Raw genomic sequence first — 24,885 nt, 5'->3', positions numbered from 1 at the left:
AACTACGGCGATCGACATCGTCCATCCGCCTCTCGAAGCTGTTGCCACCCGCCTGGGGGAGGTCCCACCGAAACGCAGCCGGCCTCCGCGTCATCGCGGAGGCCGGCTGCCGGTGAGTTCGGCCGTCAATCCGTCGACACCAGCCGAGCCTGTCCCATCGACCAGGTGACGACGACGGAGTCGCCGGGCTTGTGATCGTGCACACTGGACATCTCATCGGCGATGAACTCCTGGCCGAGAGCCGAGAGCACGATCCGGCGACGCCCGCCGAGGTAGATGACCTCGGTGACCTCGGCGGGGGTCGTCTTGCCGTCGTGGTCCACGGGAGACTCGCGATCGACGGGACGGACGACCAGATCCTCGGGGCGGATCATGATCGCCGCCTCGGATCCCGGCGCGGCACCGCGAGGATCCATCACCTCGAAGGCCCGGTCGCCGACCCGCAGGGCGTGACGATCCCCGCGGCTCTCGAGTGTTCCGTGGATGACATTGGAGTCCCCCAGGAACTGTGCGGCGAAGAGCGTCTCCGGATGCTCGTAGAGCTCCTGCGAGGTGGCCACCTGTTCGAGATGCCCCTCGTTGAAGACCGCGATCCGGTCCGACATCACCAATGCCTCGTCCTGGTCGTGGGTGACGAACACGAAGGTCACGCCGACCTCGCGGTGGATGCGCTTGATCTCGAGCTGCAATCCCTCCCGCAGCCTCTTGTCGAGCGCACCGAGGGGCTCATCGAGCAGCAGCAGCTTAGGCCCGAAGACCAGCGCCCGCGCCAGGGCCACACGCTGCTGCTGACCCCCGGAGAGCTGCCTCGGATAGCGATCGGCCAGGTGAGACAGGCCGACGATCTCGAGCACCTCGTCCACCTTCTTGGCCATCTCCCGCTTCGGCACGCGACGCTGCCTGAGCGGGAAGGCCACATTCGAGGAGACCTTCATGTGCGGGAAGAGGGAGTAGTTCTGGAAGACCACCCCGATATCCCGCTTCCACGGTGGTACCCCGGTGATCGATCGGCCATCGAGATCGATCGTGCCCTCATCGGGCTCGATGAAGCCGGCGATCGCATTGAGGGTCGTGGTCTTCCCAGAGCCGCTGGGACCGAGGAAGGTGATGAACTCGCCCGGAGCGACCGAGAGGTCGACACCGGCCAATGCCGTGACATCGCCATAGCGCTTGGTCAGACCCGAGATCTCGAGCGCGACACCGTGTTGGGACATGTCGACTACCGCCTGTTCCTTGAAACCGTGATGACACCGAGCACCACCATGAAGAACCCGGTCGTGGCCAGAAGCATCGTCGATGCGGCCGCGATCGTCGGGTCGATATCGGCAGTGACGCTCTGGAAGATCTGAATGGGAAGAGTGCGCGCGAAGGGTCCCGATAGGAAGAGCGACACGATCGCCTCGTCGAAGGACGTCAAGAAGGCGAACAGTGCTCCTGTGAGAATGCCTGGCGCGATGAGGGGCAGCGTGATCTGCCGGAAGGCGGCCCACCGATTCGCGCCCAGACTCCACGCCGCGGTCACCAGTGCCTTGTCGAGGCCGTTGAGCGAAGCCGATACGGCCACCACCACGAAGGGCAATGCGAGCACGGTGTGGGCGAGCACGAAGCCCCAGAACCCCTGGGTCAGGCCGAAGTTCAAGAACACATAGTAGATACCGACCGCGGTGATCACGCCAGGCACGATCATCGGCGCGAGCATGAAGCCGTTCGCGGGTCCGCGCCACGCGCCACGACCAGTCGACAGTGCCACCGCCGCCGCGGTCCCCAGCACCGTCGCCAGGACGGCCACGGCGAGCCCCACGCGGACGGAGAGCAGTGCCGACTCGTACCAATTGGGGTCAGTGAAGAAGTTCTCGTACCACTGGGTCGACCATCCCTCCGGAGGGAACCGGAAGCTCTTCTCGGAGGTGAAACTCAGCGGCACGACAATGAGGGTCGGGCCCATCAACAGCACGCCGACGAGTCCGCAGAAGCCGACCAGGAGGACGCGCGACGAGCTCCATTTGAAGGTGTTCACAGATCCAACCCCGTCTCGAAGGAACGCCGATACCGTCGGGTCACCAGCCCCACCAGTCCGAGGACGACGAAGGTGATGATCAAGACGACGAAGGCGATGGCGCTCCCCCGTCCGAAGGCGAGCAGTTCGCTGACCTGGGTCACGATCTGCTGGGCCACCAGGCTGTTGCGCGGGCTGCCGAGCAGCGCCGGGGTGAAGTAGAACCCGAGGGTCAGGATGAACACGATCGAGGTGCCGGCGAGGATCCCTGGCACCGCGAGCGGCAGATACACCTTGACGAACGCGACAGCTGGCCGGGCACCGAGACTGTGAGCGGCGGTGAGAAGACTCCGGTCGATCCCCGAGAGAGCTGCATACAACGGCAGGATCAGAAAGGGCAGGAGGACCTGCGTGGCTCCGATGGTGACGCCCACCGTATTGCCCAGGAGACGCAGATCGTCGATACCGATGGCGTGGAGCAGGCTCTGAACCGGTCCGGAGTCGCGGAGCAGGATCACCCAGGCGAAGGTCCGGACCACCAGATTCGACCAGAAGGGCAGAAGCACCACCCCGACCATCAGCAGACGCATACGCGGACCGACGATGGTCATGAGATAGGCATAGGGGAATCCGAGGATCAAGCACATCAGCGTGACCCATCCCGCGACCGCGAAGGTCCGCCTCAGGATCGTCATCTGGGTGTCGGTGCCAAGGAACCACAGATAGTTACCGAAGACTCCCGAGGTCGATCCCACGAAATCGGTGAAGCTCAGCCGGAACATCTGCAGCAGCGGATACGCGAAGCAGACCGCCAGCAGCAGCAGCGGCAACCAGATCAGCAGTGTCGTCGGGCGGCGTGACAGCCGTCGGACGATGGAGGGCCGACCGCGCGCGGTCTGTGCATCTGGCGACTCATCCGTCGCGGTCACTGAGACTGACATAGCACGCTCCTCGACTCCCTCCGCTGCAACCATTCGGACCGAGCGGCACACCTCGTCGGCGGTCCTGCCGGTGCACGTCAATCTAGGGAGAAGGCGAGGGAGCTCATAGCCCGATCCGAGGACAGGACCCACCTGGGGGATGGCCCGGACCGGCGCCCTCAGGTCCTGAACTATACCCGGGTGGGGGACGCTGCCGACTACGTTTTTTCACTAGGCTCGCCGAATGGTCAGCACTCCCCGAGCCGTCGGATCGGCCGCTCTCATCGATGAGGAAAGCCCCGCGCGGGAACGGATCCTGGCCGCGGCCACACGTTTCTTCCGGCAGTTCGGTTATGAGGGCACATCGATCACGAAGATCGCCAAGGAAGCGGGCATGACGCCAGCCAATATCTACTGGCACTTCCCCTCGAAGCTCGACCTCCTCCGCGAGGTCCTCCACGCGGTCTATCTGAACTCCTATGCCGACCTCGCCGCCGCGGTCGGCGACGGCACCGCCGAGGAACGTCTGGCCGACTATGTACAGGCCTATGCGGCCATGCAGCTGACCTCGCCCGACGCCCGGAGCAATTTCGGTTACGCGAGCCTCGCCTCCTCGCTGAGCCTTGAGGACCAGCGAGAGCTGATCCAGACCGGCAAGCCTTATGTCAATCTGCTGAGAGAGATCCTTCAGCAGGGAGTCGACGAGGGTTCCTTCGTGATCGAGAATCTGGCGGTCACCTCCTTCGCCATTTCGAATATGTGCGAATACGTTTTCACCTGGTTCCGCGACCACGGGCGCCTCGACGCGGAACAGGTGGGCGCGTACTACGCCGAGCTCGCGCTGCGCATGACCACCGAGAGATGACTCTGCCGGGCTCGGCTCGCGGGGGAGCCGAACGCACTCCCCCGATCGGGCTCGATCCCCGCCGGAATCCCTGATCTCGCCTCTCTCTGCGATGTGCTGACGTCATCCCCGACCGGCGGCCGATGGTCGCATCACTGCGCGGGGCACCGCACACCGAAGGAGAGCACCCATGAAGATCATCGTCGTCGGCGGCGCCGGGGACATGGGACAGGTGGCCTGCGAGACCGTGGCCATCGACCCCGTCGTCACCCAGCTCATCATCGCCGATCGAGATATCGATCGCGCCCAGACACTGGCCGACAAGATCGGCTCGAAGGCCTCCGCCGTCTCGCTCGACATCACCGACAAGGACTCTCTGCTGGACGCGGTCTCGAAGGCCGATATCGTCCTCAACACCGTGGGCCCGTTCTATCTCTACGGCCCCCCGGTACTCGAGGCCGCGATCGCGGCCGGGAAGCACTATGCCGATATCGCCGATGATTGGGAGCCCACCCTGGCGATGCTCGACCTCGACGAGGCCGCACGTGATGCTGGCATCACGGCGGTCATCGGCATCGGCGCTTCCCCGGGTATCTCGAATCTGCTCGCCTCGGCTGCCCATGCCGAGCTGGACGCGGTCGAGAGCCTCCATACCGTCTGGCGAGGCGGCTCCGGCGTTCCCCCGGTGCCGGCGACTCCGGAGGAGGCGCAGCCGAGTGCCGCGATCGACCACTGGATCCACAACCTCGCCGAGCCGATCCGTCTGTGGCGCGATGGCCGCTATGAGATGGCGGAGGCCTTGGAGACCTTCGAGATCGTCTATCCCGGGATCGGACCGGGCCAGGTGTGGACGTGCGGGCACCCCGAGCCGATCACGCTCCCCCGTGCCTTCCCCGACATCACCAACTCCTACAACATCATGTTCGCCCGGCCCGGTCTGATCGAGGCGGCTCGGGCCGTGCGCGATCGCGTACGCGATGGCGAGATCGATGTCGCACAGGGCAGCAAGGAGTTCCTCCTGTCCCCAGGTCGCCGCTGGCCGGAGGCCGGTGAGATCCCGGCGTTCCCCGGTGTCTTCGCCTATGCCGAGGGCACCAAGGACGGCGCTGCGACGCGAGTCGCGGTGACGACCAATGTCCTTCCCGAGGGAGAAATGGGCGAGATCACCTGCGTTCCTCTCGCAATCGCGGCCGGCATGCTCGCGCGCGGCGAGGCTCTGAACACGGGCGTGCATGCTCCCGAAGGGGCACTCGATCCGAACATCTTCTTCGAGCGGCTGGAGCCCTTCGCGGCCGACCTGGACGGCAAGCCCCGGCTCGAGGTGTCCATCGAGGCGATGTGAGGCGGGACGTCGCCTGCTGATGCCGCGACGCCGATGCCCCGTGCAGGCCGGTCCCTTCGTGGACTCCTGCACGGGGCACTGTCGTGTCAGGGCGGGTCGGCGAAGGGCATGGCCAGACGACGATGGGCGAGCGCCGTGGTAAGCGCCACCGACAGCGTGACCAGGGCCAGACCGATGAACTGCAGCGCCACCAGCTGCTCGGCCAGGAGCCACGATCCGACCACCACGGCGAAGAGCGGTTGAGCGCAGTCGATGAGCGAGGTCGTGCTGGCGCCGAGGCGGACCAAGCCGAGGTAGTAGGTCGCCACGGCCGCTGTGAGCATCCCGGCCTGGACCAGCAGCATCAGCCACGCCGACGCGGCCGTCGGAAGACCCAGGGTTCCGCTGAGCATCCCGTACCCCGCCGTCGCGAGGCCCACGCCGACCGACACCTGACCGCCCACCCGCAGCGGCGGCAGGTCGGCGACGAGATCCCCCGCGACCACCACGTACAGCGCATAGAAGACCGCCGCCACGAAGACCAGGACGATGCCGATCCCATCGACCATCGCGCCCGAGACCGGATTCGTGAGGGCGACGATGCCGGCAAGCGCCATGAACGCGAGCCCGAGCTCCCGTGGCGAGGGCAGCCGTCCTCCGCGGATGGCGACCAGAAACAGGACGATCGTCGGGTAGATGTAGCCTAGGGCGACCGCCAGGGAGGTCTCGATGTAGTCGAAGGCCGTGTAGAAGAGCATCAGCTGAGGGGCATAGAGCAGCACGCCGACGATGAGTCCGGCGTTGCGACGACGCCACCGGTAGCTGCGCAGGACGGGTCGAGCCCGTCCGCGTCGCACGCGGTCGACGAGCATCGACAGCGCGAAGAGCATCGCTCCGGCAAGCAGCCCCCGATACGTCAGCACATCGACCAAGGGCATGTCGTCACGGAGGAAGGTGACGACGGCGGGGATGGAGCCGAAGATCGCCGTCGAGATCATCACGAGGGCGACCCCCGTCCAGGTGTCCCGCGCCCCGCTCATGGCCTACGACCGCATTCCGGGCACCGAACCACATCCCGCGTACTCGCTGACGGAGGATGTGCATCCGTGGTCGCCACGACTACCACAGACACATATCCCACGTCGGTGACGGCGGAGCGTACGGTCCTCGGCTCAGCGGCGGACCGGCGCGCCACGCGCCGCACCGGCACGCGCCCAACGCTTCTGCAGGATCTCGTCGGCCGCACGCTCCCCGGAGCGAGCCGCACCTTCCATCGCGGTCGCCCATCGCGCACCGGTCGCCTCCCCCGCGAAATGGATGCCGCCGACCGGCGCCGCCATCACGACCCGGCGTGCGACACCTCCCGCCTGGGAGCTCACGACTCCTCCGAAGAACTCTTCCCGCGTCCAGTTCTGCACGATGCCGCCGATGCGTACCGGGATCAGACCGGCGGCCGCCTCGACCTGCCGGTCGAGCAGCGAGAGCGCAGCCTCATGATCGTCGAGGAGACCGTCGCCGGTGTCCGGCATCGTGCCCAGCACCGTCACCGTGTCCTCGCCGGTGCGCTTGAGCCAGAACATCGCCGCGGTGGTGTCGGTCAGCACCGACGGCCCTGCTGCGTCCCAGATCCGCTGACCGTCTCGATACTGGCCGACGATCTTCCCCCCTTGGGTCATCGGCGATTGCAGGAGCGCTTCGCGCTTCCACTCCGGGAGGACCGGTTCGAAGCCGATCCTCCGAGTCGCCTGGACGGAGGCGGTCACGACGACGTCGTCGGCCGTGAACTCCCCGTGATCGGTCGTGAGCCGGTATCCGCCTCTGACCCGTGAGATCAGCCGAACGGGCTCCGAGTAACGGATGTCGAGCCCCTCGGCGGCACGGTGCGCGATGACATCCGTGCTGCCGTCGAGCAGCCAGCACAGCCGGCCGATGTCGCCGGGGTGCACGTGCCAGGACGAGGTGACAGCCGGCCGCTGTACCGGATTGAAACCCGTCTGCATCGTGTACGCCGCGAATGCGGCCGGGGAGAGTCCGACGCGCCGCCCCCAGGCGACGACCGTCTCCGCTGATCCGGGTGGGGACACCGTCAGCGCTTCAGCGACCTCAGCCGCCAGCGTCTCGCGTTCCGCCTCGCCCACCGCTTTGCCGTCCACCACGACATTGCCGAGCAGGATCGATGCACCGCTGTAGCGCCCGCCGGGCCCCTTCGGGTACATCGAGACCTCGGCGGACAGCTTGATGTCGTTCTCGAGGCAGAAGGCCAGGAGCCGGTCCTGCCCACGGTCCAACCAGGAGGCGCCGAGATCGGCGACGGCACCGTAGCGCAATGACTCACGGTCGCCTCGCGTACGGCCTCCGAGATACTCGGTCGCTTCGAGCAGGAAGACATCCTCTCCGGCGGCCGCGAGCCGACGGGCCGCGAAGAGGCCGGCGATGCCCGCTCCGATGATGGCTGTGGTCATGACAGCGAAAGCCTTTCGGTCACATGATCGGTGTGGAAGACCCCGGCAGTGCGCACCACCTCATCGGCGGCGCGGAGTCCGGATCTGACGGCCCCTTCGAGCGTCCCGGCCATCGGGCCGTCGGTGTAGTCGCCCGCGAAGTGGAGCCCGGGTTCCTCACCGCCGAGGATCGCTGCCACGGTGGCTCGTGTTCCCTCTGCAGGGGCGACGGTCACACCGAGGGCGAGTGGATCGGCCCACCAGTTCTTGATCTCGCCGCGGAGCCGGGTGACCGGACCGCCGACGATGCGCTCCACAAGTTCGTCTAGGACGGCGTAGGCGACCTCCGGATCGGTCATGAGCCCTCGCTCCGCCCCGGCGAAGAAGGACGTGACGATCGCGGGCGAGCCGGGCTGATAGGCGACGCTCACCCACGCGGCGTCGATCACCCCATCGGTGCAGACCAAAGATCCGAATCCCTCGCGGACGGCGTCCCCCTCGGCATACTGGGCGATCACCTTGCCAGCCATCGCGGGAAGCAGGGAGGTGACGGTGGTGATCCGCTCATCGGAGAGCGGCGGATCGAAGCCAATGGTCGAGACCGCGTAGGGGCCGACCGCGCAGATGACCTCCCGCGCCGGGAACCACGCACCGGAGGCCGTGGTGACACGCGCGGTGCGCCCGCGCTCGACCCGGACGACGGGGTCGCCGAGCCGGATGTCCAGCTCCAGGGCGAGGGCGTGGAGGAGTGAATTCGTCCCCCCGCGGACACGCTGGAAGGTGCCTCCGTGTGCGCCGACGATAAAATGGACATCGCAATCCCACGGATCGAGCTGGGCGAAGAACCTGGCCAGCGCGCGGGAGACCGAGGCGGCGTCATCGGATAACCGTGCACGCCGGATCCACTGCTCGACGATCTCACCGGGGTGTGGCACGTAGGTCTGCGCGGCGGTGCGCAGCTCCGCACCGATCTCATCGCATTCCTCTCGGCTGAGCACCCGTTCTCCCACGACGAAGCGGGCGACCCGCAGGTACGCCTCCATCAGCGTCGCGTCGCCCTCCTGCGGCGAGCCGTAGACCTGCGGCTCGCCCAGTTCGACACCGACCTGCGAGCACAGGGCCCGGAGGGCGTGATAGCTGGTATCGATGAGCTCGCCGCCGAGGTCGGCATATTGTCCGCCCTCCCACTCCTGGACGGATTGGATGGCGCGTCCGCCGAGCCGTTCGGAGGCCTCGAGAACGATCACCTCTCGCCCCTCCTGTCGCAGTCTCCACGCCGCGGTCAGGCCCGCGAGTCCAGCTCCGATCACGATCACGGGCGTCTCCTCGAGGAACTGCACCGCGCCACCTCCGTTGTCGAGTAGTGAGTGAGGGACGAGCCCTCCCACGGTCATTCAAGACCCTCCACCGCCGGGTCCCCGCCACCTCGCGGCGGACGAGACCCGGATGGGGGATTCGAGTCGCACGCCGCGCCATGCGCCGCTCCGACGGAGACCACCGCCCAGGTGGGTGCATCTTCGCCACGAGAGTCGTGTTCCGGTCCGCTCTCGATCGAGACTCGCGGTGAGCGCCGTTCAGGCGTCTCCAACGGAGTGAACCTCGGAAGGACCACATCGGCCATGACTACAGGCACCACCCCTACTGACGACGAATTCGATCTCTCCGGACGCCGAGCACTCGTGACCGGTGCGAGCCGGGGAATCGGACGGGCCATCGCCACCGCCTTCGCCCGTCGCGGAGCCGCGGTGCTCGGTGTGGCGCGCAACGCCGACAGCCTCGCCGAGACCAAAGCCTCCGCCGACGGTCTCCCGGGCAGCATCGACGTGCTCGTTGCCGACCTGCGTTCGCCCGATTCGATCAGCCAGGCCGTCGAGGAGGCCAATACCCGCCTGGGCGGTCTCGACATCCTCGTCAACAATGCGGCCGACGACCACGAGTCGCGGATCGAGGACACCGACCTGTCCACCTGGCAGCGCGTACTCGAGCTCAACCTGCAGTCCTGCTTCCTACTGACCCAGGCCGCCTCGCCCTACCTCAAGGCCGACGGAGGCGGGAAGGTCATCAACCTCTCGTCCATGCTCGGCACGGTCGCGGTCCGCGAGGATGTCGCGTACATCAGCGCTAAGCACGGCCTCATCGGCCTGACTCGCGCCACGGCTCTGGAATGGGCCCGCAAGAACGTCCAGGTCAACGCCCTCGCCCCCGGCTTCGTCGAGACCGAGATGCTCGCGCCGTCGCTCGCTGATCCGGACATCGCCGCCTATATGCGGCGGACCACCCCGGCCGGCCGCGTGGCGCAGCCCGAGGAGATCGCCTCCGCCGCTGTCTTCCTGGCGTCGCGAGGCTCGGACTTCATGACCGGCCAGACCCTGGTCGTCGACGGCGGCTACACCGCTCAGTAACCACCACCGCAAAGGACCCATCAGACATGACCATCGAACGCGTCAAGCCCGAGGGCCTCGCCCCGGCGCACGGCTACGCGCACGCCACCATCGCCACCGGCACGAGGCTGGTCCACGTCGGCGGGCAGATCGCCAACGACATCGACGGTGCCATCCCCTCCCCCGGCGATCATCGAGCGCAGGCCGAGCTCGCCCTGCGCAATCTCGTCACCGCGCTCGAGGCGGCAGGTGGCCAGCCCAGCGATCTCGCCAACATCACCGTCTACATCGTCGGCCTCGATCCCCGTACGCAGGAGGAGACCTTCGCCGGCTACGGTGCGGCGGCCGCCGAGCTCAAGGTCCGCTCCACCGGATTCGCCGTCATCGGCGTCGCGGCACTCGGACACCCCGATGCGCTGATCGAGCTCACCGCGACGGCTGTGCTCGACTAGCGAGGAGGTAGGCAGGGGCGTCCATCGTGGGGGCGCCCCCGCCGCTTCATCGGATATCGGGCGCGCCCGCATCCGATGTCCCCCGTATCGAAGGAGACGACCATGGCCGATGCCCACCGTCTGAGCGACGCTCCGTTGCTCTGCGACCTGCTGGACCGGCCGATTCCCGTGCACGTGTCGACCGTCAGCCCGCTCGGACATCCGCAGGCGAGCCTCGTATGGACCGAGCGGAGAGGTGACGAGCTCGCCATGTTCTTCGAGGAGTCGTCGATCAAAGCCCGGAACATCCGGCAGAATCCGCGAGTCTCGGTCATCGTGGTGGACGGCGAGACCCGCATCGGTCCCGGGGTGCCCGTCTATGCACAGCTGTCGGGTCTGGCACGCGTGGTGAGCTCCGAGCCGGATCTCCCCGACCGGATGGCGCGCGCCTACGGATCTCCCGAGGGATACTCCTACGGCAGCGGGCCGTTCATCACGGTTCTCATCGACATCCGGCACATCTCCGGGCTGGGCCCGCTCGGCCGCGGAACGCTGGGTGGGTGGGCCCCGAAGGACCGATGCCCCAAGACTTCCGCGGCGGACCACCCACCCGGGTAGAGCTCCGCCTCGCGAAGGTCCGGGGACCCGCCTCTCGCCCTAGCATTCGTTCCATGACTGCTTCACGGGCACGGGACCGGTTCACCTTCCCCGAGCGGTACGAGTCCTGGTGGTCGACCAGCTACGAGGTTCCACCGTCGAGCATCGACGCGTACGGGCACATGACCGCCGTGCACTATCCGACCGTGTTCGAGCAGGCAGCGACCCTGCTCCTCATCGACATCATCGGTCCGGACCTCCCCGACTATGTGATGGCGGCGCTCGACGTTTCCTATCGCCACGAGGTCCTCCTGGAGAGCTCTCCTCTCCGCCTGTATCTACGCCCGACGATCATCGGAACGACGACCTGCACCCTCGAGATCGTGCTCACCGACTCCAAGGGCACGCCATGTGCCGTGGCGCATATCCGCTACGTGGCCTGGGACCGGACGGCCCGGACGAAGGCACCGCTCAGCGAGTCTGATCGCGCCGCTCTGGAAGGCCTGCGCGAGACCTTCCGCTGAGGCCCGGATCCCACTGCGGATCTCCCGCCACCCATCCGGGTGCAGTTGTCCGCCGAGGAGCACGGCATCAGTCGGTCGGCTCCTACCGTCGATTCGACCGAGTGAGCGGCTGAACACCGCCACATGACGAAGAAAGACGGGAGAACTCGATGTCCGACAAGAAGCTGCGGGTCATCGCAGTCGGTGGCGCCGGATCGATGGGGCGGTGGGCCGTGCGCACGATCGCCACGCTCGGCACCGCCGAGGTGCTGACCATCGCCGACATCGACGTGGAACGAGCCGAGCGGACCGCTCAATCGGTCGGCGGACCGTGCCAGGCGATGGCGCTCGACGCGACGGACGCCGAGGCCCTGCGGAGAGCCTTCGCCGATCACGATGTCGTGGTGAACACGATGGGACCGTTCGCCTCGTTCATGGGTCCGATCCTCGAGGCCGCCATCGACAGCGACTGCCACTATCTCGACATCAACGACGACTGGCAGCCCACCATCACCGCCTTCGATCTGGACGAGCGCGCCCGCGCCAAGGGGCTGCACATCGTCATCGGCCTCGGCGGCAGCCCCGGCGTCACCAATCTGTGCGCCGTCATGGCCGTCGAGCGCCTCGACACCGTCGAGGAACTCTATACCGGATGGAAGGTCAGCGCCGCGACGATCGTCGACGAACCGGATTTCCCCGCGCCGAAAGCATCGGCCGCCGCCGACCACTGGGTCCACCAGTGCAGCGAACCGATCCGTGCATGGGAGGACGGCGGACTCGCCGATGTCCAGCCCGTGCAACCGGTCGAGGTGGACTTCCCCGGTATCGGCCCCGTGGTCGCCTACACCATGGGCCACCCGGAACCCATCACACTGCCCCGCACGTTCCCGCAGCTGAAGCGGTCCCTTAACCTCCAGTCGGGGCCGTCGTGGCTACTCGACGGGCTGCGGGACATCGGCCGCCGCGTGGGAGCGGGTGAGATCTCGCTGCACGAGGGTGTCGAGCAGGTGGGATCACTCCCGAGGCCGAAGGAGAAGGGCCCGCGCGACCCGCTCCCCATCGAGTGGAGCCTCGCCATCGGCACCAAGGGCGGAGAGCGCCGGTCCGTCGCAGTCTTCCCCACCCGCTTCCACCCGGCGCGGATGGGGGGGAACACGGGAGTCCCGGTCGGGATCGGGGTCGAGTTGCTCCGGCGCGGATCGCTCCTCGACACGGGGGTGCATGCGCCCGAGTCCGTCATCCCGGCGCGGGAGTTCTTCGACCTGCTCGCTCCTTTGACCGATGAGAGCCTCCAGGGGATGGACGATCTCATCGCGGTCGTCGAAGCCTGACGAGCCGACACGACGCACACCGGCCCCGCCCTCGGACGTGAGAGCGGGGCCGGTGTGCGTCCGACCTTCGTCACACGGCCTGCATCCAGTGCAGGAGCGCGCGGCCCGTCTGCGACGGATCGAGGAAGAACTCGGCCCATCCGCCGTGATCGTCGTTCTCTCCGACGGTTCGCATCCCCGAGGCGGTGACGAGCTCGCGACACACGCCGATCTCCTCGGTCTCCAGCGAGACGTGGTGAAGTCCACCTCCGGCCTTCGCGAGGAACCTCGTGATGGGGGTGGGCGCCTCCGACCGCGGGGAGACGACTTCGAATCGAAGACCGGGGCCGATCGGAACCCAGGTCGCTAGGACGTCCAAGGGCTCGTCCTCGACCTCGAACTCGACCTCTCCTCCGAGGCCCTCCACCAGGTTCCTGACCAGCCGGACATGGTCGTCCTTAGTCGTCACGATGCCGATGTGATGCAGTGCGGCCACGTCGGCGATCGAGGTTGTCGGGTGTGTCATCGCGGAGACCTCCTCGAGGGATCGTCGATGGTCTCGGACATGATCTGCGGATGTCGTGGGTTCACGTCGCCAGCCTGCTGCCGAGACGATCGGTACTCAATCCCCCATCTGTCCCCTCAACGCCTATGCCCATTCGGGTGCAGATCACTCGGCGCGGCACTGAACCTGCCCAGCCTCTCCTACGGTCGGCGGATGACTGTTCCGTTCATGCCGATCCCCGCCGACCATGCGCGCTGGTGGAGCACGACGATGCCCGTCTGGAGGACATCGGTCGACGTACTCGGCCACATGACCGCGGCTCACTACGCAGCGATCTACGAGGAGGTGTCAATGGAGTTCTTCAGCGCGATCACCGGCCAGGAGGATCCGAGCTATGTCAACGCGCAGACGACCATCGACTACCGCCGCGAGGTCCTCCACCGGCTTTCGCCCATCGAGATCCGGGTGGCGATCACCCGGATGGATGACTCAAGCTTCGAGATGACGATGGTGTTGCTGAACCGCGAACAGAGCGTGTGCAGCATGGCTCGTAACCACTATGTCGCCTGGGATCGCTTCGAGCGGGGCCGGCGGAGTCTCACTGCATCGGAGTATCGGGCGTTGCAGGAGCATCTGGCCATCCAGCAAGAGTGACCCGGCCCGGGGCTGACCTATTCTATTGTGTTGAATGAATGATCATTTAGCCGCTTGCCTTCCTTTGCCCGTCAGCGATGCGGCCGACGACACCCACGACGCCCCCCGAGGAGCACCGATGGCCGCCCGACCCAAGACGCCGCGAGGGATGAGAACCCAGGATCGCCTCCTCGCGGCCGCCATCGAGAGCTTCTCCGCCAAGGGCTTCCACGGAGCATCCACCCGGGACATCGCGCGAGCCGCTGGCATCTCCCCCACGGCTCTGTACGTGCATCACGCGTCCAAAGAGGAGCTGCTGTTCGAGCTCGCCTACGACGGACATCGGGTGGCTCTCGGCGTCGTCGAGCAGGCCCTCGGGACCGGTGGGACGGTCACGGCTCGACTGCACCGCGTGGTCCACGACTTCGCCGTGCACCACGCGGAGTTCCATGAGCTGTCGCGGGTCGTCAACTACGAGCTGGCCGCCCTGGCGGTCCATCACCGCGCCGAGGTCCTCTCCCTGCGCCGGAGAATCTCGGTGCTGCTGCGCGAGCTGATCGACGAAGGCGCGGACTCAGGGGTCTTCACGGTCCTCGACCGGCGGATGAGCGTCGCAGCCATCGAGTCGCTGATCGTGGACATCGGCCGGTGGTACCACGACGACGGGCTTGAGCCGGCATTGATCGCCGCGGCGTATGCCGACATGGCCCTTCGCCTCGTGGGTGCCGAGCAGCACGACTGACAACCGGGCCGGTCAGGCGACGAGACCGAGCGCTTGGGCACGGCTCGCCGCCTGCGCCCGGTTCTTCACACCCAGCTTCCGGTACACGGTGCTGGTGTGCTGCTTGACGGTGTGACGGGATAGATGCAGCCGGGCCGCCACCTCGGGATTGCTGAGCCCCGAGACCAGATGCTGCAGAACGTCCATCTCACGCTTGGAGAGTGCCACGACGTCGTCCAGTTCCGACATCGCTTTCGGGAACACCTTCTCACCCTCCGCGACCCGCTTGACCGCGGTGACGATCGCGGCGGCCGGCATGCCCTTGCGAATGAAGCCGACGGCCCCGTGCGCCTGCGCGAGGGAGGTCGAGACACGGCCCTCGGAGGACATGAGCACCACCCGCACATGCGGCATGCGCGCCAAGAGCTCCCGGCAGAGGTCCAGGCCCGATTGTCCGCGGACGGACATCGACACGAGGATGAGCTGCGGCATCGCCCTCCGCGCCACCTCCACGGCCATCTCGGCCGAACTAGCCCCCAGACACATCGTGACCCAGGACTCCCGCGCCAGGAGCGCACGCAGACCGGCTTGAACGAGTTCGTGGTCATCGACGACCAGGACCCGCTGCGGTCGGCACGCGGTGTCGGGGTGGGACAGTTCGGGTCGCTCCGAGCACGTCGAGATCCTGCTCTCAGCATCGATCGCTGACATCATCGCCGTTGCCATCATGGCACCTCCGGTCTCTTAAATGAGCGTTTAGTTGGGACAGTAACTGAACGCTCATTTAATGACAAGAGTCACACCGACGAATTTTCATTCCTGAAACACGAGAGCTCGTTCCGGTCCGTGGGCAGGACGAGCCGCCCCGTCCCAGGAGGGGCGGGGCGGCCCAGTTCTGCTGGAAAGACAGCGGCGGGGCACTACGGAAGCGCTGAGCCGACAGGGTCACCCAGCGGCGACAGACCTCGACAGCCCGACGTCGATCACTCGGTGCAGCCCCGGCGACAGGTTCTGCGCCGCGGTCATCACGTGCAGCATCCGCTCGACGGTCGCCGGGTAGGGGTCGTCGCTGAACTCACCGTCGAGCTCCAGCTCGAGGATGCTCAACGAGGATCGCTCGACCCGCAGCCGGAAGGGCCGCTCCCCTCGAACCAGGTCGTCGTCCACACTCACCTCCCAGCGCAGTTCGATCTCACGCGAGTCCGTCGTGACGATCCGACAGACCTGGGAGAACCCGGTCGCGACCCCGGCCGACAGGACCTCGTCATGCAGCTCGATGTCACGGGCCGAGGTCGTGGAGACCCGTTGCTCGGTGATCTGCTCGATACCGAGTCCGAGGGCGTCGACGAGCAGATGGGCCGAAACGCGCAGCGGGTACGGCAGATCGCCGTCCAGTGTCTCCGGTGGCTCGCCGATGCTCAACGCATGGCGCGTGTCTTTCGGCCACGAGGACGCATCCGAGGGCTTGGCCGCGGTCGCGCGGTCCCATACCGCCGCGATGGGCAGGACCAGACCGGGAAGCACGTCGAAGAAGAATCCCGGCTGCGCACCGGCGGCGACGATATGCACACCGTGCTTCCGGGCGATCCGGTCCATCTCGCGGCCATGATCGCGCATCTGACCTGCCGGATCGAAGAGGCCCGAACTCGTCACGAAGCTGAGACCGCGACTCGCACACGCGACCGCCGCGGCCACCAGTGCGTCACCCAGTTCGTGATGTGCGTGGACGACCGCCGCGCCCGGATGCGCCTCCGCCACGGCGTCCAGGTCATCGAAAATCGGGACATCGCCGGGCAACGAGAGCCCCGAGGAGCGTGCCCGCCGCGACACGGCTCCGACCAGCTCGATATCGGGGGCCCGGAGGCCCGCCTCCACGGCCTCCCAGCCGAGCTTGCCGAGCCCCCACACCACGGCCTTCATCGGCCACCTCCTCGAGGCCGTGATCGTCCCCGTCGACGCTTCTGCAGGATCTCATCGGCTGCTCTACGCCCCGATCTCACGGCCGCCTCCATCGTGCCCGTCCGCTCCCCTGTCGCCTCACCGGCGAAGTGCAGACCGCCGACCGGTGCCGCGAGAACGGCCCGTCGCTCGAATCCGCCCGTGTCGAGGCTGACCACGCCACCGACGAATTCCTCTGTCGTCCAGTCGTGGACCAGCCCGGCGATCCGGTCGGGTGGCGAACCGGTCAGCGCCTCGATCTGCCGATCCAGGACCTGCAGCGCCGCTGCGTGCTGGGTGAGCATGCCGTCGCCTCCGTCGGTCATCACGCCCATCGCGATCAGGGTGTCCTCGGGCCCGCGCTTGAACCAGAACCTGCCCACCGGACTGTCGGTCATCGCGCCCTGGCCCGCGGCATCGACAAGCCGATCCGCATCGGCATATTGAGCGATGATCTTGCCGCCCTGCGACATCGGCGTCGTCAGGAGAGCTTCCGTCTTCCACTCCGGCAGCACGGGGTCGAAGCCGATGCGGCGCGTCGCCTGCACCGAACTGGTCACTACCACGTACTGAGCCGAGAAGGAGTCGTCGTCGGTGTGGATGGTGTACCCGACGGGCTCCTTGTCGACCCACCGCACCGGCGAGCCGAAGACGAGGTTCAGGCCCCCCGCCGCGGCGCGGGCGATGGAATCGGCACCGTCCGCGAGCATCCAGCGCGCCTGTGCGGCATCGCCCGGATGGACGTGCCAGGACGACACCAGCTCTCGGCGAGCCTGGGGGGCGAGGGATCCCTGCATGGCGTAGGCATCGCGCGCCCGTGGGCTGAGTCCGACTCGACGGCTCCAGGCAAGCAGGGTCTCGACACGCTCCGGCGGGTCCTGTTCGAGCGCCATCTGGACCTCGTCGGCAAGATCCCACCGCTCCGCATCGACGAGGGCCCGCCCTCCGCTGACGATCCTGCCCCGGAGCGCCGAGGCCCCGGTGGAGAAACCGCGGGGATCGCGTGGGAGCAGCCGCACCTGCGGAGTGAGGCGGAGGTCCTGCCGGACGCAGAACTCCAGCAGCGTGTCTTGGCCGATGTCGACGAAGGAGGCGCCGGCATCGGCGATTTGGTCGTGGTGAAGCCGCCCGCGGACCCCGCGCGTGCGCCCACCGAGATGATCCGTGGCCTCGAGCACGATGACCTCCTCGCCGGCGTCGTGGAGCGCACGGGCGGCGAAGAGACCGGCGAGGCCGGCCCCGATCACGATGGTGGTCATCGGGTCGTCAGCCTTTCTTCGATGTCATCGGCGGAGAAGCTCGTCGGCACCCTGAGGATCTCGTCCGCGGCACGGATCCCGGATCGGACGGCACCTTCGAGGGTTCCGAAGAGCTGCTCCGAGGTGTAGTCGCCGGCGATATGGGTGTCGTGCTCGATACCGCTCATCACCGCGGCGATCCGCGGCCGGGAGTGTTCGCTGGGGTTGACCGTGATGCTCATGAACCGCGGGTCGGCCCACCAGTTGTGGACATCGCCGTGCAGCCGCGTGACGGGGTGGCCGACCGCCGTGGCGACAAGGTCGTCCAGGAGTCGCATCGCCTCACCCTCATCAGCCAGGACGTGGCGATGGACGCCGGCGAGGAAGCCGATGACGACGGCCGGCCCTGACGGAGCATCGGGCCAGCACGTCCACGCCGCGCAGATCTCGTCGTCGGTGTAGACGATGGCGTTCAGCGCCTCCCGCACGGCATCGCCCTCGGCATACTGTGCGGCGACCTTGCCGCCCATGGCGGGGAGCAGGGAGAGGACGGTCGACGTCTTCGCCTCCTCGAGCGGCGGGTCGAAGCCGATCCCCGACAGGGCGTAGGGATTGGTGGCCACCACGACCCGTGCACCGTGGAAGATCCTGCCATCGGAGGTCTCCACCTCCGCTCCGTTTCCTCGGCGGATCCGGACGACCTCGTGGCCGAGTCGCACATCGAGATCCATCGCGAGGCGATCGGCCAGGCTTTGGGTGCCTCCGCTGATACGACGGATATCGGTCATCGCCGGTCCAATGAGGTAGTGGACGTCGTGGTCCCAGGTGTCCTGGCAGGTGAGCATCCGGGCAACGCCCCGAAATGCGGTGCGATCGACACCATCCAGCCCAGCGCGGCGCACCCACTGTTCGACGATCTCGTGGGGTGCCGGCGGATGCGCCTCGACCGCCGCGCGGATCCGTGCCGCGGAGGCGATCAGCTCGCGGCGGTCGACCAGCGTGCCCTGATGGATGAAGTTCCCCGCCCGGACCATGCCCTCGACGACGGACAGGTCATCGGGCTCGGGCTCCGCGATCACATTCGGCGGGGAGATCTCGACACCGAGTTCCTCGCATACGGCGCGCAGAGCGTGGAATGCCGGGAAGATAAGCTCTCCGCCGTAGTTGGCGAACTGCCCGTCGACCCATCCGTCTCGGCTGGTCATGGTTCGACCGCCGATCCGGTCCGACCCTTCCAGCACCACGACCGGCATGCCGGTTTCCTGCAGTCGCCATGCGGTCACCAGTCCGGCAAGACCGGCGCCGACGACGATCGTCGCCTCGTCATCGATGGTTCGCAACATCGTCCCTCTCGTTCGCGGCTGTCAACCCCCATGACACCTTCTGGGGAGGCCGGGCTCCAACGGAGCGCGGTCACGCTGCCCGGACGGGGGATGGTCGTTGCCTTCGGCCTGGGAGTCCGGTCGCGTGAGGATCACCGAACCCAGACCCGGTCGACGACGGGTGAGGTCCAGGTGTCAGTGTCTGCTCTAAGGTCAGGCGCAGCATCGCACGTTCGGAGCCGGCAGCTCTATGAAGGCGTGGATCTCGAGGAAGGCGTGGATCTCGAGCAGGCCGACGTCGATGACGACGTTGCGTGAAGCGGGCAGCCGGTCGTCGAGGAATCGCAACGCGGCAGCCAGGTTGACCACGCCCCCGGGTGCGTCGTCCACGGCCACGGCACGGCGTGAGGATAGCCCGGTGTGCTCAGCGATCCGGGCGGCGAAGGAGCTGGGTACATGGCCAGCGTCGGTGAGCATTTCGCGAATGAGGCCCGCTGTGCTCGTCACGTCACCAGTGACAGGTGCCTCCACGGCGAGGTGACGCCCATGGGTACGTCCGTCGAAGTCGACGTGGATGACGGCTTTGTCCGCGAAGAGTCGCCCGCTGTCCGTCGTGTTGGGGTTCAACGAGGCGCCGAAGACCGCGAGGCAGTCGGCTTCGGAGATCGCTTCGGCCCCCAAGGCGGTGAGGCGAGGTTCCCGCACACCCATGTCTGACCGATGCCCTCGGAGGAGATGCGTGCTCTGCAGACTGGTCGCCACCGGTCGCCTGGAGCTGGCCAGGATGCCCATCGCCACATCGAGCTGCGCGGCATCAAGTACCGGCATCTGCGCGACGCTCTCCGTTGGCAGTGTCCTCGGCATGTCGGCAGGCCGAGACCAGACGCTCCGCTGCCGCGTCGGCCGAGGGCACCCACGTCATCGTGAGTCAGTCATCCTCAGTCGCCTATCGTGATATCGAGGTGACGTCCTCCTTCGCGAAGCAACGACATTCTTTACCCGCTCGGGTGGGTGCGATCGGCCCCTCGTCGCGCGGGCCGGTCGTGGTTCCTCTGGCCCAACCCGGTCCCCCACCCGGGTGTGGACACCTGGCGTGGCCTTCCCATCGGGGGCGATACCCATCACACTCGCGAGATGACTTCTCACGCCGAGGCGCTGGCGAGGCTCACAGCACCGGGAGCTCCCTTCGAGATGGTCGACCTGAGGCGCTCCGATGGAACAGTCGAGCAGGTCTTCGTCCAGGCACCTGGGTCGCTGCGTGAGTTCTTCGCCCAGGCACGTACCGCCGGTGACGCGACGGCGCTCGTCTACGGGGACGAGCGCCTGTCATTCCGCGAGCTGTTCGCCGGTGCCGACGCCTTCGCGGTCGCCCTCGTGGAGCGGTACGGCATCCGTCCCGGCGATCGGGTGGCCGTCGCGATGCGGAACTGTCCCGAGTGGGTCATGTCGTTCATCGCGATCACCTCGGTGGGAGGGATCTGCGTCTCGCTGAACAGCTGGTGGACCGGCGGCGAGTTGGCCTACGGGATCGAGGACAGCGCACCGTCGCTGCTCATCGCCGACCAGCCGCGGGCGGAGCTCATCGGCGAGCTGACCGCGACGCGCGGCATCCCGGTCGTGATCGTGCGCGGGTCGGCCGCACAGGAACACTTCTCCACCTGGACCGACGTCCTGCGGCCCGGGCCGCTTCCCGCTGTCGACATCGCGCCCGATGACGACGCGACCTTGCTCTATACGTCCGGCACGACAGGTCGACCCAAGGGCGCCGTGTCGACCCATCGAGCGGTCATCCATGCCGTCTGGGGAGCCGCGGCGATGGAGACCGTGGACGCCCTCATGCTCGGGGACGCCGAGCCGGCGGAACCCCCGGCGGCGCTCCTGGGGATCCCGCTGTTCCACGTCACCGGCTGCGTCTCAGTCATGCTCGGCGCCCTGAACAGCGGGATGAAACTGGTCGTCATGCGACGCTGGGACCCTGAGGAGGCCCTCCGCATGATCGAGTCCGAGCGGCTGAGCGTGTTCATCGGGGTTCCGACTCAGACCTTCGACCTGGTGAACCACCCGCGATTCGACGAGTTCGACACCTCGTCCCTGCGGTGGATCGGTGGCGGCGGAGCCACAACCCCACCCGCGCTGCTCACGCAGATCCGCGAACAATTCGACCGCGCCGCACCCGCCTTCGGCTACGGCATGACCGAGACGAACGCGCTGGGGCCGGCGATCTCCGGCGACGAAGCCCATGCCTTCCCCGAGAGCACCGGCAGGGTCGCGCCGCCGATGCAGGTCGCGATCCACGATCCGACGACCTTGGAGCCCCTCCCGGTAGGCGACCGGGGCGAGATCTGGTTGCGCGGCCCATCGCTCTTCCGCGGCTACTGGAACCGGCCCGATGCGACAGCGGCGACCCTCCACGAGGGCTGGTTGCGCACCGGGGACATCGGCCATCTCGATGCCGACGGTCGCGTGTTCATCGACGATCGCCTGAAGGACATGATCGTGCGCGGCGGAGAGAACGTGTACTCCGCCGAGGTCGAGGCCGCGCTCTACGAGCACCCGGACGTGCTCGAAGCCGCCGTATGCGGCATCCCGCATCGTCGCCTGGGCGAGCAGGTGGCCGCGGTCATCGTCGTCCGTCCGGGGAGCACGCTCGACCAGGATGGTCTCGTTGCCTTCGTGTCGCCGCATCTGGCGGCCTTCAAGATTCCGTCGGTCATCGAGATACGAACCGAAGGGCTCCCCCGCAACCCGTCCGGCAAGTTCATCAAGACCGAACTGCGGGCGCAGCTGCGGTCGACGTGACCGGCGAGCACGAGCATCCCCCAATCGGGCCGGAACTCGCGGCGAGCAGGGAATCATCGGTCTCCATCCCTACGGTGTGATGAACCTCATAGTCCGGAGCTCGGGCGCCGACAGTGCCCGCGCCTCACCCATGGGAGACCCATGAAGCAGAAGAAGTTGATCCAGGCAACTGCCCTAGTCTCGTGTATCGCCCTGCTCACTGCCGCCTGCGGGGGCAGCGACGACGCCGGCGGCGACCAAAGCTCGGGCGGGTCCGATCTGAGCGGAGAGCAGTTCGTCTTCGTCAATTGGGGCGGCTCCTCGATGCAAGCCGCCGAGCAGGGCTGGCTGGAGCCCTTCGCCGAGCAGACCGGCGTGAAGTGGACGACCGACAGCCCGACAGACAATGCCAAGATCAAGGCGATGGTCGAGGGCGGCAAAGTCACGTGGGATGTCGTCGACAATGACGTCGCAGTCGGTGCCTCGAACTGCGGAACCCTGTTCGAGAAGCGACCCGCCGATATCGACATGAGCGACATCGATCCCCAGTACGTCACTGACGACTGCGGTGTCCCGATCATGATCCAGGCCGTCGGCCTGATGTACAACAAGGAGCTCTTCGGTGATGACCCTCCGACGGCCATCACCGACTTCATGGACACCGAGAGGTTCCCCGGCAAACGCGTCCTGTGGAACTATCCGACCAGCACGGCCGAACCACTCCTCGCCGCCGACGGCGTCGCGACGGAGGACATCTATCCGATCGACTGGACGAGAGTCGAGAATGCCATGGGGAGCCTGGGCGGTGACCTCGTTCTGCAAGACACCTTGTCGCAGGTGGGTGAGACCATCCAGACGGGCGACTATGCCATGAGCCTCTTCTACTTCGGCCGAGCCGCCGTCCTACCGGAAGCCGCGCGGGAAAATATCGGCATCGTCTGGGATACGACGTATTTTGCCTGGGACGCCGCGTATATGGTCAAGGATTCGCAGAACACCGAAGCGGCCAGCGAGTTCCTCCGGTTCCTCGCGACGAAGGACGGCCAGGCGGGATTCAGCAAGCACGCCGCCTATGGCCCGGCGACGGTGGGCGGCCTCCAGGAATCGGGGATCGAGGTCCCCGAGGCCTTCGAGCCGTGGATGCCCGACTTCAATGAGGACAAGATCCGAGAACGCATCAACTACGACGTGGACTATTGGACCGAGAATGTCGACGAAGCCCTCCAGGAGTGGACGCGGATCACCTCCGGCTGACCGCCGAGGTGAACGAGCACTGCCGCCGGATCGACACCGGCGGCAGTGCCCACGGCTCCAGCCGACCACCACGCTCGCTCGGGTGGGGATCAGCGACGCTCTGGGGCGAGATCGCTCACTCGGTCGCTCAGACCTCGCTCGCGGAGCAGCGCCTTCGCGACCCGCTCGGACGGGGTCTTGGGCAGGTCGGTCGTCAGCTCCACGAAACGCGGAAGCGCATAGCGCGGCAAGTCCTCGGCCATGAGATCGCGCAGTTCCCGCGGGTCGACGGTCGCGTCCATTCGAGGGATCACGAAGAGCGCCACGTCCTCATCGCCCACGGCGGCGGGTACTCCGATCGCCGCCGCCTCGAGCACATTGGGGTGCTTCAGCGCCGCGCGCTCGACCTCCCATGCCGACACATTCTCGCCACGTCGACGGATGGAGTCCTTCAGCCGGCCGACGTACTGGAAGGTCCCGTCCTCGAGTCGGCGCATCAGGTCCCCCGTGTGGAACCACAGTCCCTGCCAGGCCTCCACGGTGGCCTCCGGACGGCCCCAGTACCCCTGCATGTGGGCGAATGGCAAGCGCGGACGGGCGAGGAGCTGGCCCGTGGTGCCGTCGGGAACCGGCTGGTCGCGCTCGTCGACGACACGGAGTTCGACGGTGGGTAGCTCGCTCCCCACATTGCCGGGGTGGCGCTCCCCCGGACGCTGGCAGGTCATCGCGTACAGCTCGGTCATCCCATAGCCCTCGATGAGTTCGACCTCGAAGCGCTCCGAGAAGGCGGCGTGGATGTCGGTCGGGATCGCCGAACCCAGACCCAGCCGCCGACGGGAGGGGGCGGCTGACGGCGTCTGCTTGAAGATCAGGTGCAGCATCGCCCCGATGAAGATGAACACATCCGCGTCGTGATGCTCGACATCGGCCCAGTACCCGGATGCACTGAATCGCCGTTTCAACACCAGCTTGCCGCGGCGACGCAGGGTGTCAAGGACGATGATGCGGGGATCGATGTGGCACAGCGGCTGCGTGCAATAGAAGATGGGGCGCTCGGGCAGCTGATAGATCTCGTCATAGGCCCGCGTCGTCTGCGCATAGTAGCCGTGGGCATGCATGACGCCCTTCGGCGGCCCGGTCGATCCCGAGGAGAACATGACGGTCGCGGTGGTCGAGAGATCGGGGATCTCCGGCAGGTGTGGTTCGCCCTCGAGCGTGATCATGTCGTCGAACCGGACGATCCGTCGGTCGGCCGAGTCCTCGCTCGATCCGTCGACGATGATCAGCTCGACCGACTCGGCCGGTGCCGCGGCGAGGAGGCGTTCGAGGAGATCGTCGGTCGTCAGCACTGCGCGGGGGGCGACCTCGCTCACCACGTGCGCGAGCGACGCGCCGGTCGACTCCACAGCCACAGGGACATCGATCGCGCCGATCCGCTGGGTCCCGAGCCAGCCGCACACTGCGGCCAGGCCATTGGGCAGGAAGACCAGCACCCGGTCCCCCGCGACGATCCCAGCGTCGAGGAGGTTGGCCGCGAATCGGTCGACGACCGCTCGTACATCGCGGTAGCTGACATCCACGTCGTCGAAGACGAGAAAAACAGCATCGCCCACGTCCGCTGATGCGTCGTAGAGTTCAGTCAGGACGCTCTTCGGCAGTTCGCTCCTCATGGTCTCCATCTTCGTCTCAAAACATTTTCTCGTCCATGAATGTGCACGGAAATCCCCCGGCCGGGGAGGATCGACGCCCGAACGGCAAGGAGCCGGGGAGCAT

24 protein-coding genes are annotated in these 24,885 nt (G+C 67.0%); 11 read left to right on the top strand and 13 right to left on the bottom strand.

All coding sequences use genetic code 11. From position 1 onward, the window contains the following. Positions 1 to 125: 125 nt before the first annotated feature. Genes BHE97_RS04790 through BHE97_RS04780 form a run of 3 tightly spaced genes read right to left on the bottom strand, consistent with a single transcriptional unit; the run spans position 126 to position 2,937 of the window. Positions 126 to 1,214 (bottom strand): ABC transporter ATP-binding protein, encoded by a 1,089-nt coding sequence (locus BHE97_RS04790; RefSeq protein ID WP_087622888.1) that lies wholly within the window; start codon positions 1,212 to 1,214, stop codon positions 126 to 128. Positions 1,215 to 1,219: 5 nt separating this feature from the next. Beyond that, positions 1,220 to 2,017, bottom strand: a complete 798-nt coding sequence (locus tag BHE97_RS04785) for an ABC transporter permease (protein ID WP_201791313.1) — start codon at positions 2,015 to 2,017, stop codon at positions 1,220 to 1,222. Continuing rightward, positions 2,014 to 2,937: an ABC transporter permease gene (locus BHE97_RS04780; protein ID WP_087622887.1), complete on the bottom strand. Its 924-nt coding sequence runs from the start codon at positions 2,935 to 2,937 to the stop codon at positions 2,014 to 2,016. Before BHE97_RS04780 ends, BHE97_RS04785 begins: the two co-directional genes overlap by 4 nt. A 223-nt stretch (positions 2,938 to 3,160) precedes the next feature. Between BHE97_RS04780 and BHE97_RS04775 the strand changes: the two genes are divergently transcribed. Beyond that, on the top strand, positions 3,161 to 3,781 hold the full coding sequence (locus BHE97_RS04775; protein WP_087622886.1) for a TetR/AcrR family transcriptional regulator: 621 nt from the start codon (positions 3,161 to 3,163) through the stop codon (positions 3,779 to 3,781). Positions 3,782 to 3,950: 169 nt separating this feature from the next. After that, complete coding sequence (locus tag BHE97_RS04770; RefSeq protein WP_087622885.1) at positions 3,951 to 5,102, top strand: saccharopine dehydrogenase NADP-binding domain-containing protein; 1,152 nt, start codon at positions 3,951 to 3,953, stop codon at positions 5,100 to 5,102. A gap of 86 nt (positions 5,103 to 5,188) precedes the next feature. Here BHE97_RS04770 and BHE97_RS04765 read toward each other — a convergent pair whose 3' ends face one another. From BHE97_RS04765 to BHE97_RS04755, 3 genes are all read right to left on the bottom strand, one after another. Continuing rightward, positions 5,189 to 6,121 (bottom strand): DMT family transporter, encoded by a 933-nt coding sequence (locus BHE97_RS04765; protein WP_087622884.1) that lies wholly within the window; start codon positions 6,119 to 6,121, stop codon positions 5,189 to 5,191. Between the two features lie 132 nt (positions 6,122 to 6,253). Further along, positions 6,254 to 7,543 carry an NAD(P)/FAD-dependent oxidoreductase gene (locus tag BHE97_RS04760; RefSeq protein ID WP_087622883.1) on the bottom strand — a complete coding sequence of 430 codons (1,290 nt, stop codon included), beginning with the start codon at positions 7,541 to 7,543 and terminating at the stop codon, positions 6,254 to 6,256. Beyond that, complete coding sequence (locus BHE97_RS04755) at positions 7,540 to 8,916, bottom strand: NAD(P)/FAD-dependent oxidoreductase (protein ID WP_087622882.1); 1,377 nt, start codon at positions 8,914 to 8,916, stop codon at positions 7,540 to 7,542. Before BHE97_RS04755 ends, BHE97_RS04760 begins: the two co-directional genes overlap by 4 nt. A gap of 225 nt (positions 8,917 to 9,141) precedes the next feature. On the opposite strand from BHE97_RS04755, the gene BHE97_RS04750 reads away from it, so the two are divergent. The 5 genes from BHE97_RS04750 to BHE97_RS04730 all read left to right on the top strand — a co-directional run bounded on the left by BHE97_RS04750 (position 9,142) and on the right by BHE97_RS04730 (position 12,765). Continuing rightward, the gene (locus BHE97_RS04750; protein WP_087622881.1) at positions 9,142 to 9,924 is read left to right on the top strand and encodes an SDR family oxidoreductase; all 783 of its coding nucleotides are present in this window, start codon (positions 9,142 to 9,144) and stop codon (positions 9,922 to 9,924) included. Positions 9,925 to 9,950: 26 nt separating this feature from the next. Then, on the top strand, positions 9,951 to 10,355 hold the full coding sequence (locus tag BHE97_RS04745; RefSeq protein WP_087622880.1) for a RidA family protein: 405 nt from the start codon (positions 9,951 to 9,953) through the stop codon (positions 10,353 to 10,355). 102 nt (positions 10,356 to 10,457) lie between these two features. Beyond that, complete coding sequence (locus BHE97_RS04740) at positions 10,458 to 10,952, top strand: pyridoxamine 5'-phosphate oxidase family protein (RefSeq protein WP_170931268.1); 495 nt, start codon at positions 10,458 to 10,460, stop codon at positions 10,950 to 10,952. 53 nt (positions 10,953 to 11,005) lie between these two features. After that, positions 11,006 to 11,455, top strand: a complete 450-nt coding sequence (locus BHE97_RS04735) for an acyl-CoA thioesterase (protein ID WP_087622878.1) — start codon at positions 11,006 to 11,008, stop codon at positions 11,453 to 11,455. Positions 11,456 to 11,604: 149 nt separating this feature from the next. Beyond that, positions 11,605 to 12,765, top strand: coding sequence for a saccharopine dehydrogenase NADP-binding domain-containing protein (locus tag BHE97_RS04730; protein ID WP_087622877.1), 1,161 nt, complete (start codon positions 11,605 to 11,607; stop codon positions 12,763 to 12,765). Positions 12,766 to 12,835: 70 nt separating this feature from the next. Here BHE97_RS04730 and BHE97_RS04725 read toward each other — a convergent pair whose 3' ends face one another. Continuing rightward, on the bottom strand, positions 12,836 to 13,270 hold the full coding sequence (locus tag BHE97_RS04725; protein WP_087622876.1) for a VOC family protein: 435 nt from the start codon (positions 13,268 to 13,270) through the stop codon (positions 12,836 to 12,838). A gap of 192 nt (positions 13,271 to 13,462) precedes the next feature. Between BHE97_RS04725 and BHE97_RS20015 the strand changes: the two genes are divergently transcribed. Together BHE97_RS20015 and BHE97_RS04715 are read left to right on the top strand one after the other, a co-directional pair. Then, a complete protein-coding gene (locus BHE97_RS20015) occupies positions 13,463 to 13,903 on the top strand; it encodes a thioesterase family protein (protein ID WP_170931267.1) in 441 nt (146 codons plus the stop codon). Between the two features lie 118 nt (positions 13,904 to 14,021). Further along, positions 14,022 to 14,624 (top strand): TetR/AcrR family transcriptional regulator, encoded by a 603-nt coding sequence (locus BHE97_RS04715; protein ID WP_087622875.1) that lies wholly within the window; start codon positions 14,022 to 14,024, stop codon positions 14,622 to 14,624. Between the two features lie 12 nt (positions 14,625 to 14,636). Here the strand turns inward: BHE97_RS04715 and BHE97_RS04710 are convergent, their stop codons facing one another. The 5 genes from BHE97_RS04710 to BHE97_RS04690 all read right to left on the bottom strand — a co-directional run bounded on the left by BHE97_RS04710 (position 14,637) and on the right by BHE97_RS04690 (position 19,929). Beyond that, a complete protein-coding gene (locus BHE97_RS04710; protein WP_170931266.1) occupies positions 14,637 to 15,329 on the bottom strand; it encodes a response regulator transcription factor in 693 nt (230 codons plus the stop codon). Between the two features lie 219 nt (positions 15,330 to 15,548). Continuing rightward, positions 15,549 to 16,523, bottom strand: coding sequence for a hypothetical protein (locus BHE97_RS04705; protein WP_087622873.1), 975 nt, complete (start codon positions 16,521 to 16,523; stop codon positions 15,549 to 15,551). Continuing rightward, on the bottom strand, positions 16,520 to 17,800 hold the full coding sequence (locus BHE97_RS04700; protein WP_087622872.1) for an NAD(P)/FAD-dependent oxidoreductase: 1,281 nt from the start codon (positions 17,798 to 17,800) through the stop codon (positions 16,520 to 16,522). Before BHE97_RS04700 ends, BHE97_RS04705 begins: the two co-directional genes overlap by 4 nt. Then, positions 17,797 to 19,122 (bottom strand): NAD(P)/FAD-dependent oxidoreductase, encoded by a 1,326-nt coding sequence (locus tag BHE97_RS04695; RefSeq protein WP_087622871.1) that lies wholly within the window; start codon positions 19,120 to 19,122, stop codon positions 17,797 to 17,799. The genes BHE97_RS04700 and BHE97_RS04695 overlap by 4 nt, the downstream gene beginning before the upstream one ends. Before the next feature lie 192 nt (positions 19,123 to 19,314). Continuing rightward, the gene (locus BHE97_RS04690; RefSeq protein WP_170931265.1) at positions 19,315 to 19,929 is read right to left on the bottom strand and encodes a hypothetical protein; all 615 of its coding nucleotides are present in this window, start codon (positions 19,927 to 19,929) and stop codon (positions 19,315 to 19,317) included. A gap of 306 nt (positions 19,930 to 20,235) precedes the next feature. On the opposite strand from BHE97_RS04690, the gene BHE97_RS04685 reads away from it, so the two are divergent. Together BHE97_RS04685 and BHE97_RS04680 are read left to right on the top strand one after the other, a co-directional pair. Beyond that, positions 20,236 to 21,900, top strand: a complete 1,665-nt coding sequence (locus tag BHE97_RS04685; RefSeq protein ID WP_140399964.1) for a class I adenylate-forming enzyme family protein — start codon at positions 20,236 to 20,238, stop codon at positions 21,898 to 21,900. A gap of 141 nt (positions 21,901 to 22,041) precedes the next feature. Then, a complete protein-coding gene (locus BHE97_RS04680; protein WP_087622868.1) occupies positions 22,042 to 23,133 on the top strand; it encodes an extracellular solute-binding protein in 1,092 nt (363 codons plus the stop codon). A gap of 89 nt (positions 23,134 to 23,222) precedes the next feature. Here the strand turns inward: BHE97_RS04680 and BHE97_RS04675 are convergent, their stop codons facing one another. After that, complete coding sequence (locus BHE97_RS04675) at positions 23,223 to 24,782, bottom strand: AMP-binding protein (protein ID WP_170931264.1); 1,560 nt, start codon at positions 24,780 to 24,782, stop codon at positions 23,223 to 23,225. Positions 24,783 to 24,885: the final 103 nt, after the last annotated feature.

Origin of the sequence: Aeromicrobium sp. PE09-221, assembly GCF_002174305.1 — a bacterium.
GTDB lineage: Bacteria > Actinomycetota > Actinomycetes > Propionibacteriales > Nocardioidaceae > Aeromicrobium.
The sequence above is the reverse complement of the archived record's forward strand: the minus strand, read 5'-3'. Positions and strand labels throughout refer to the sequence as shown.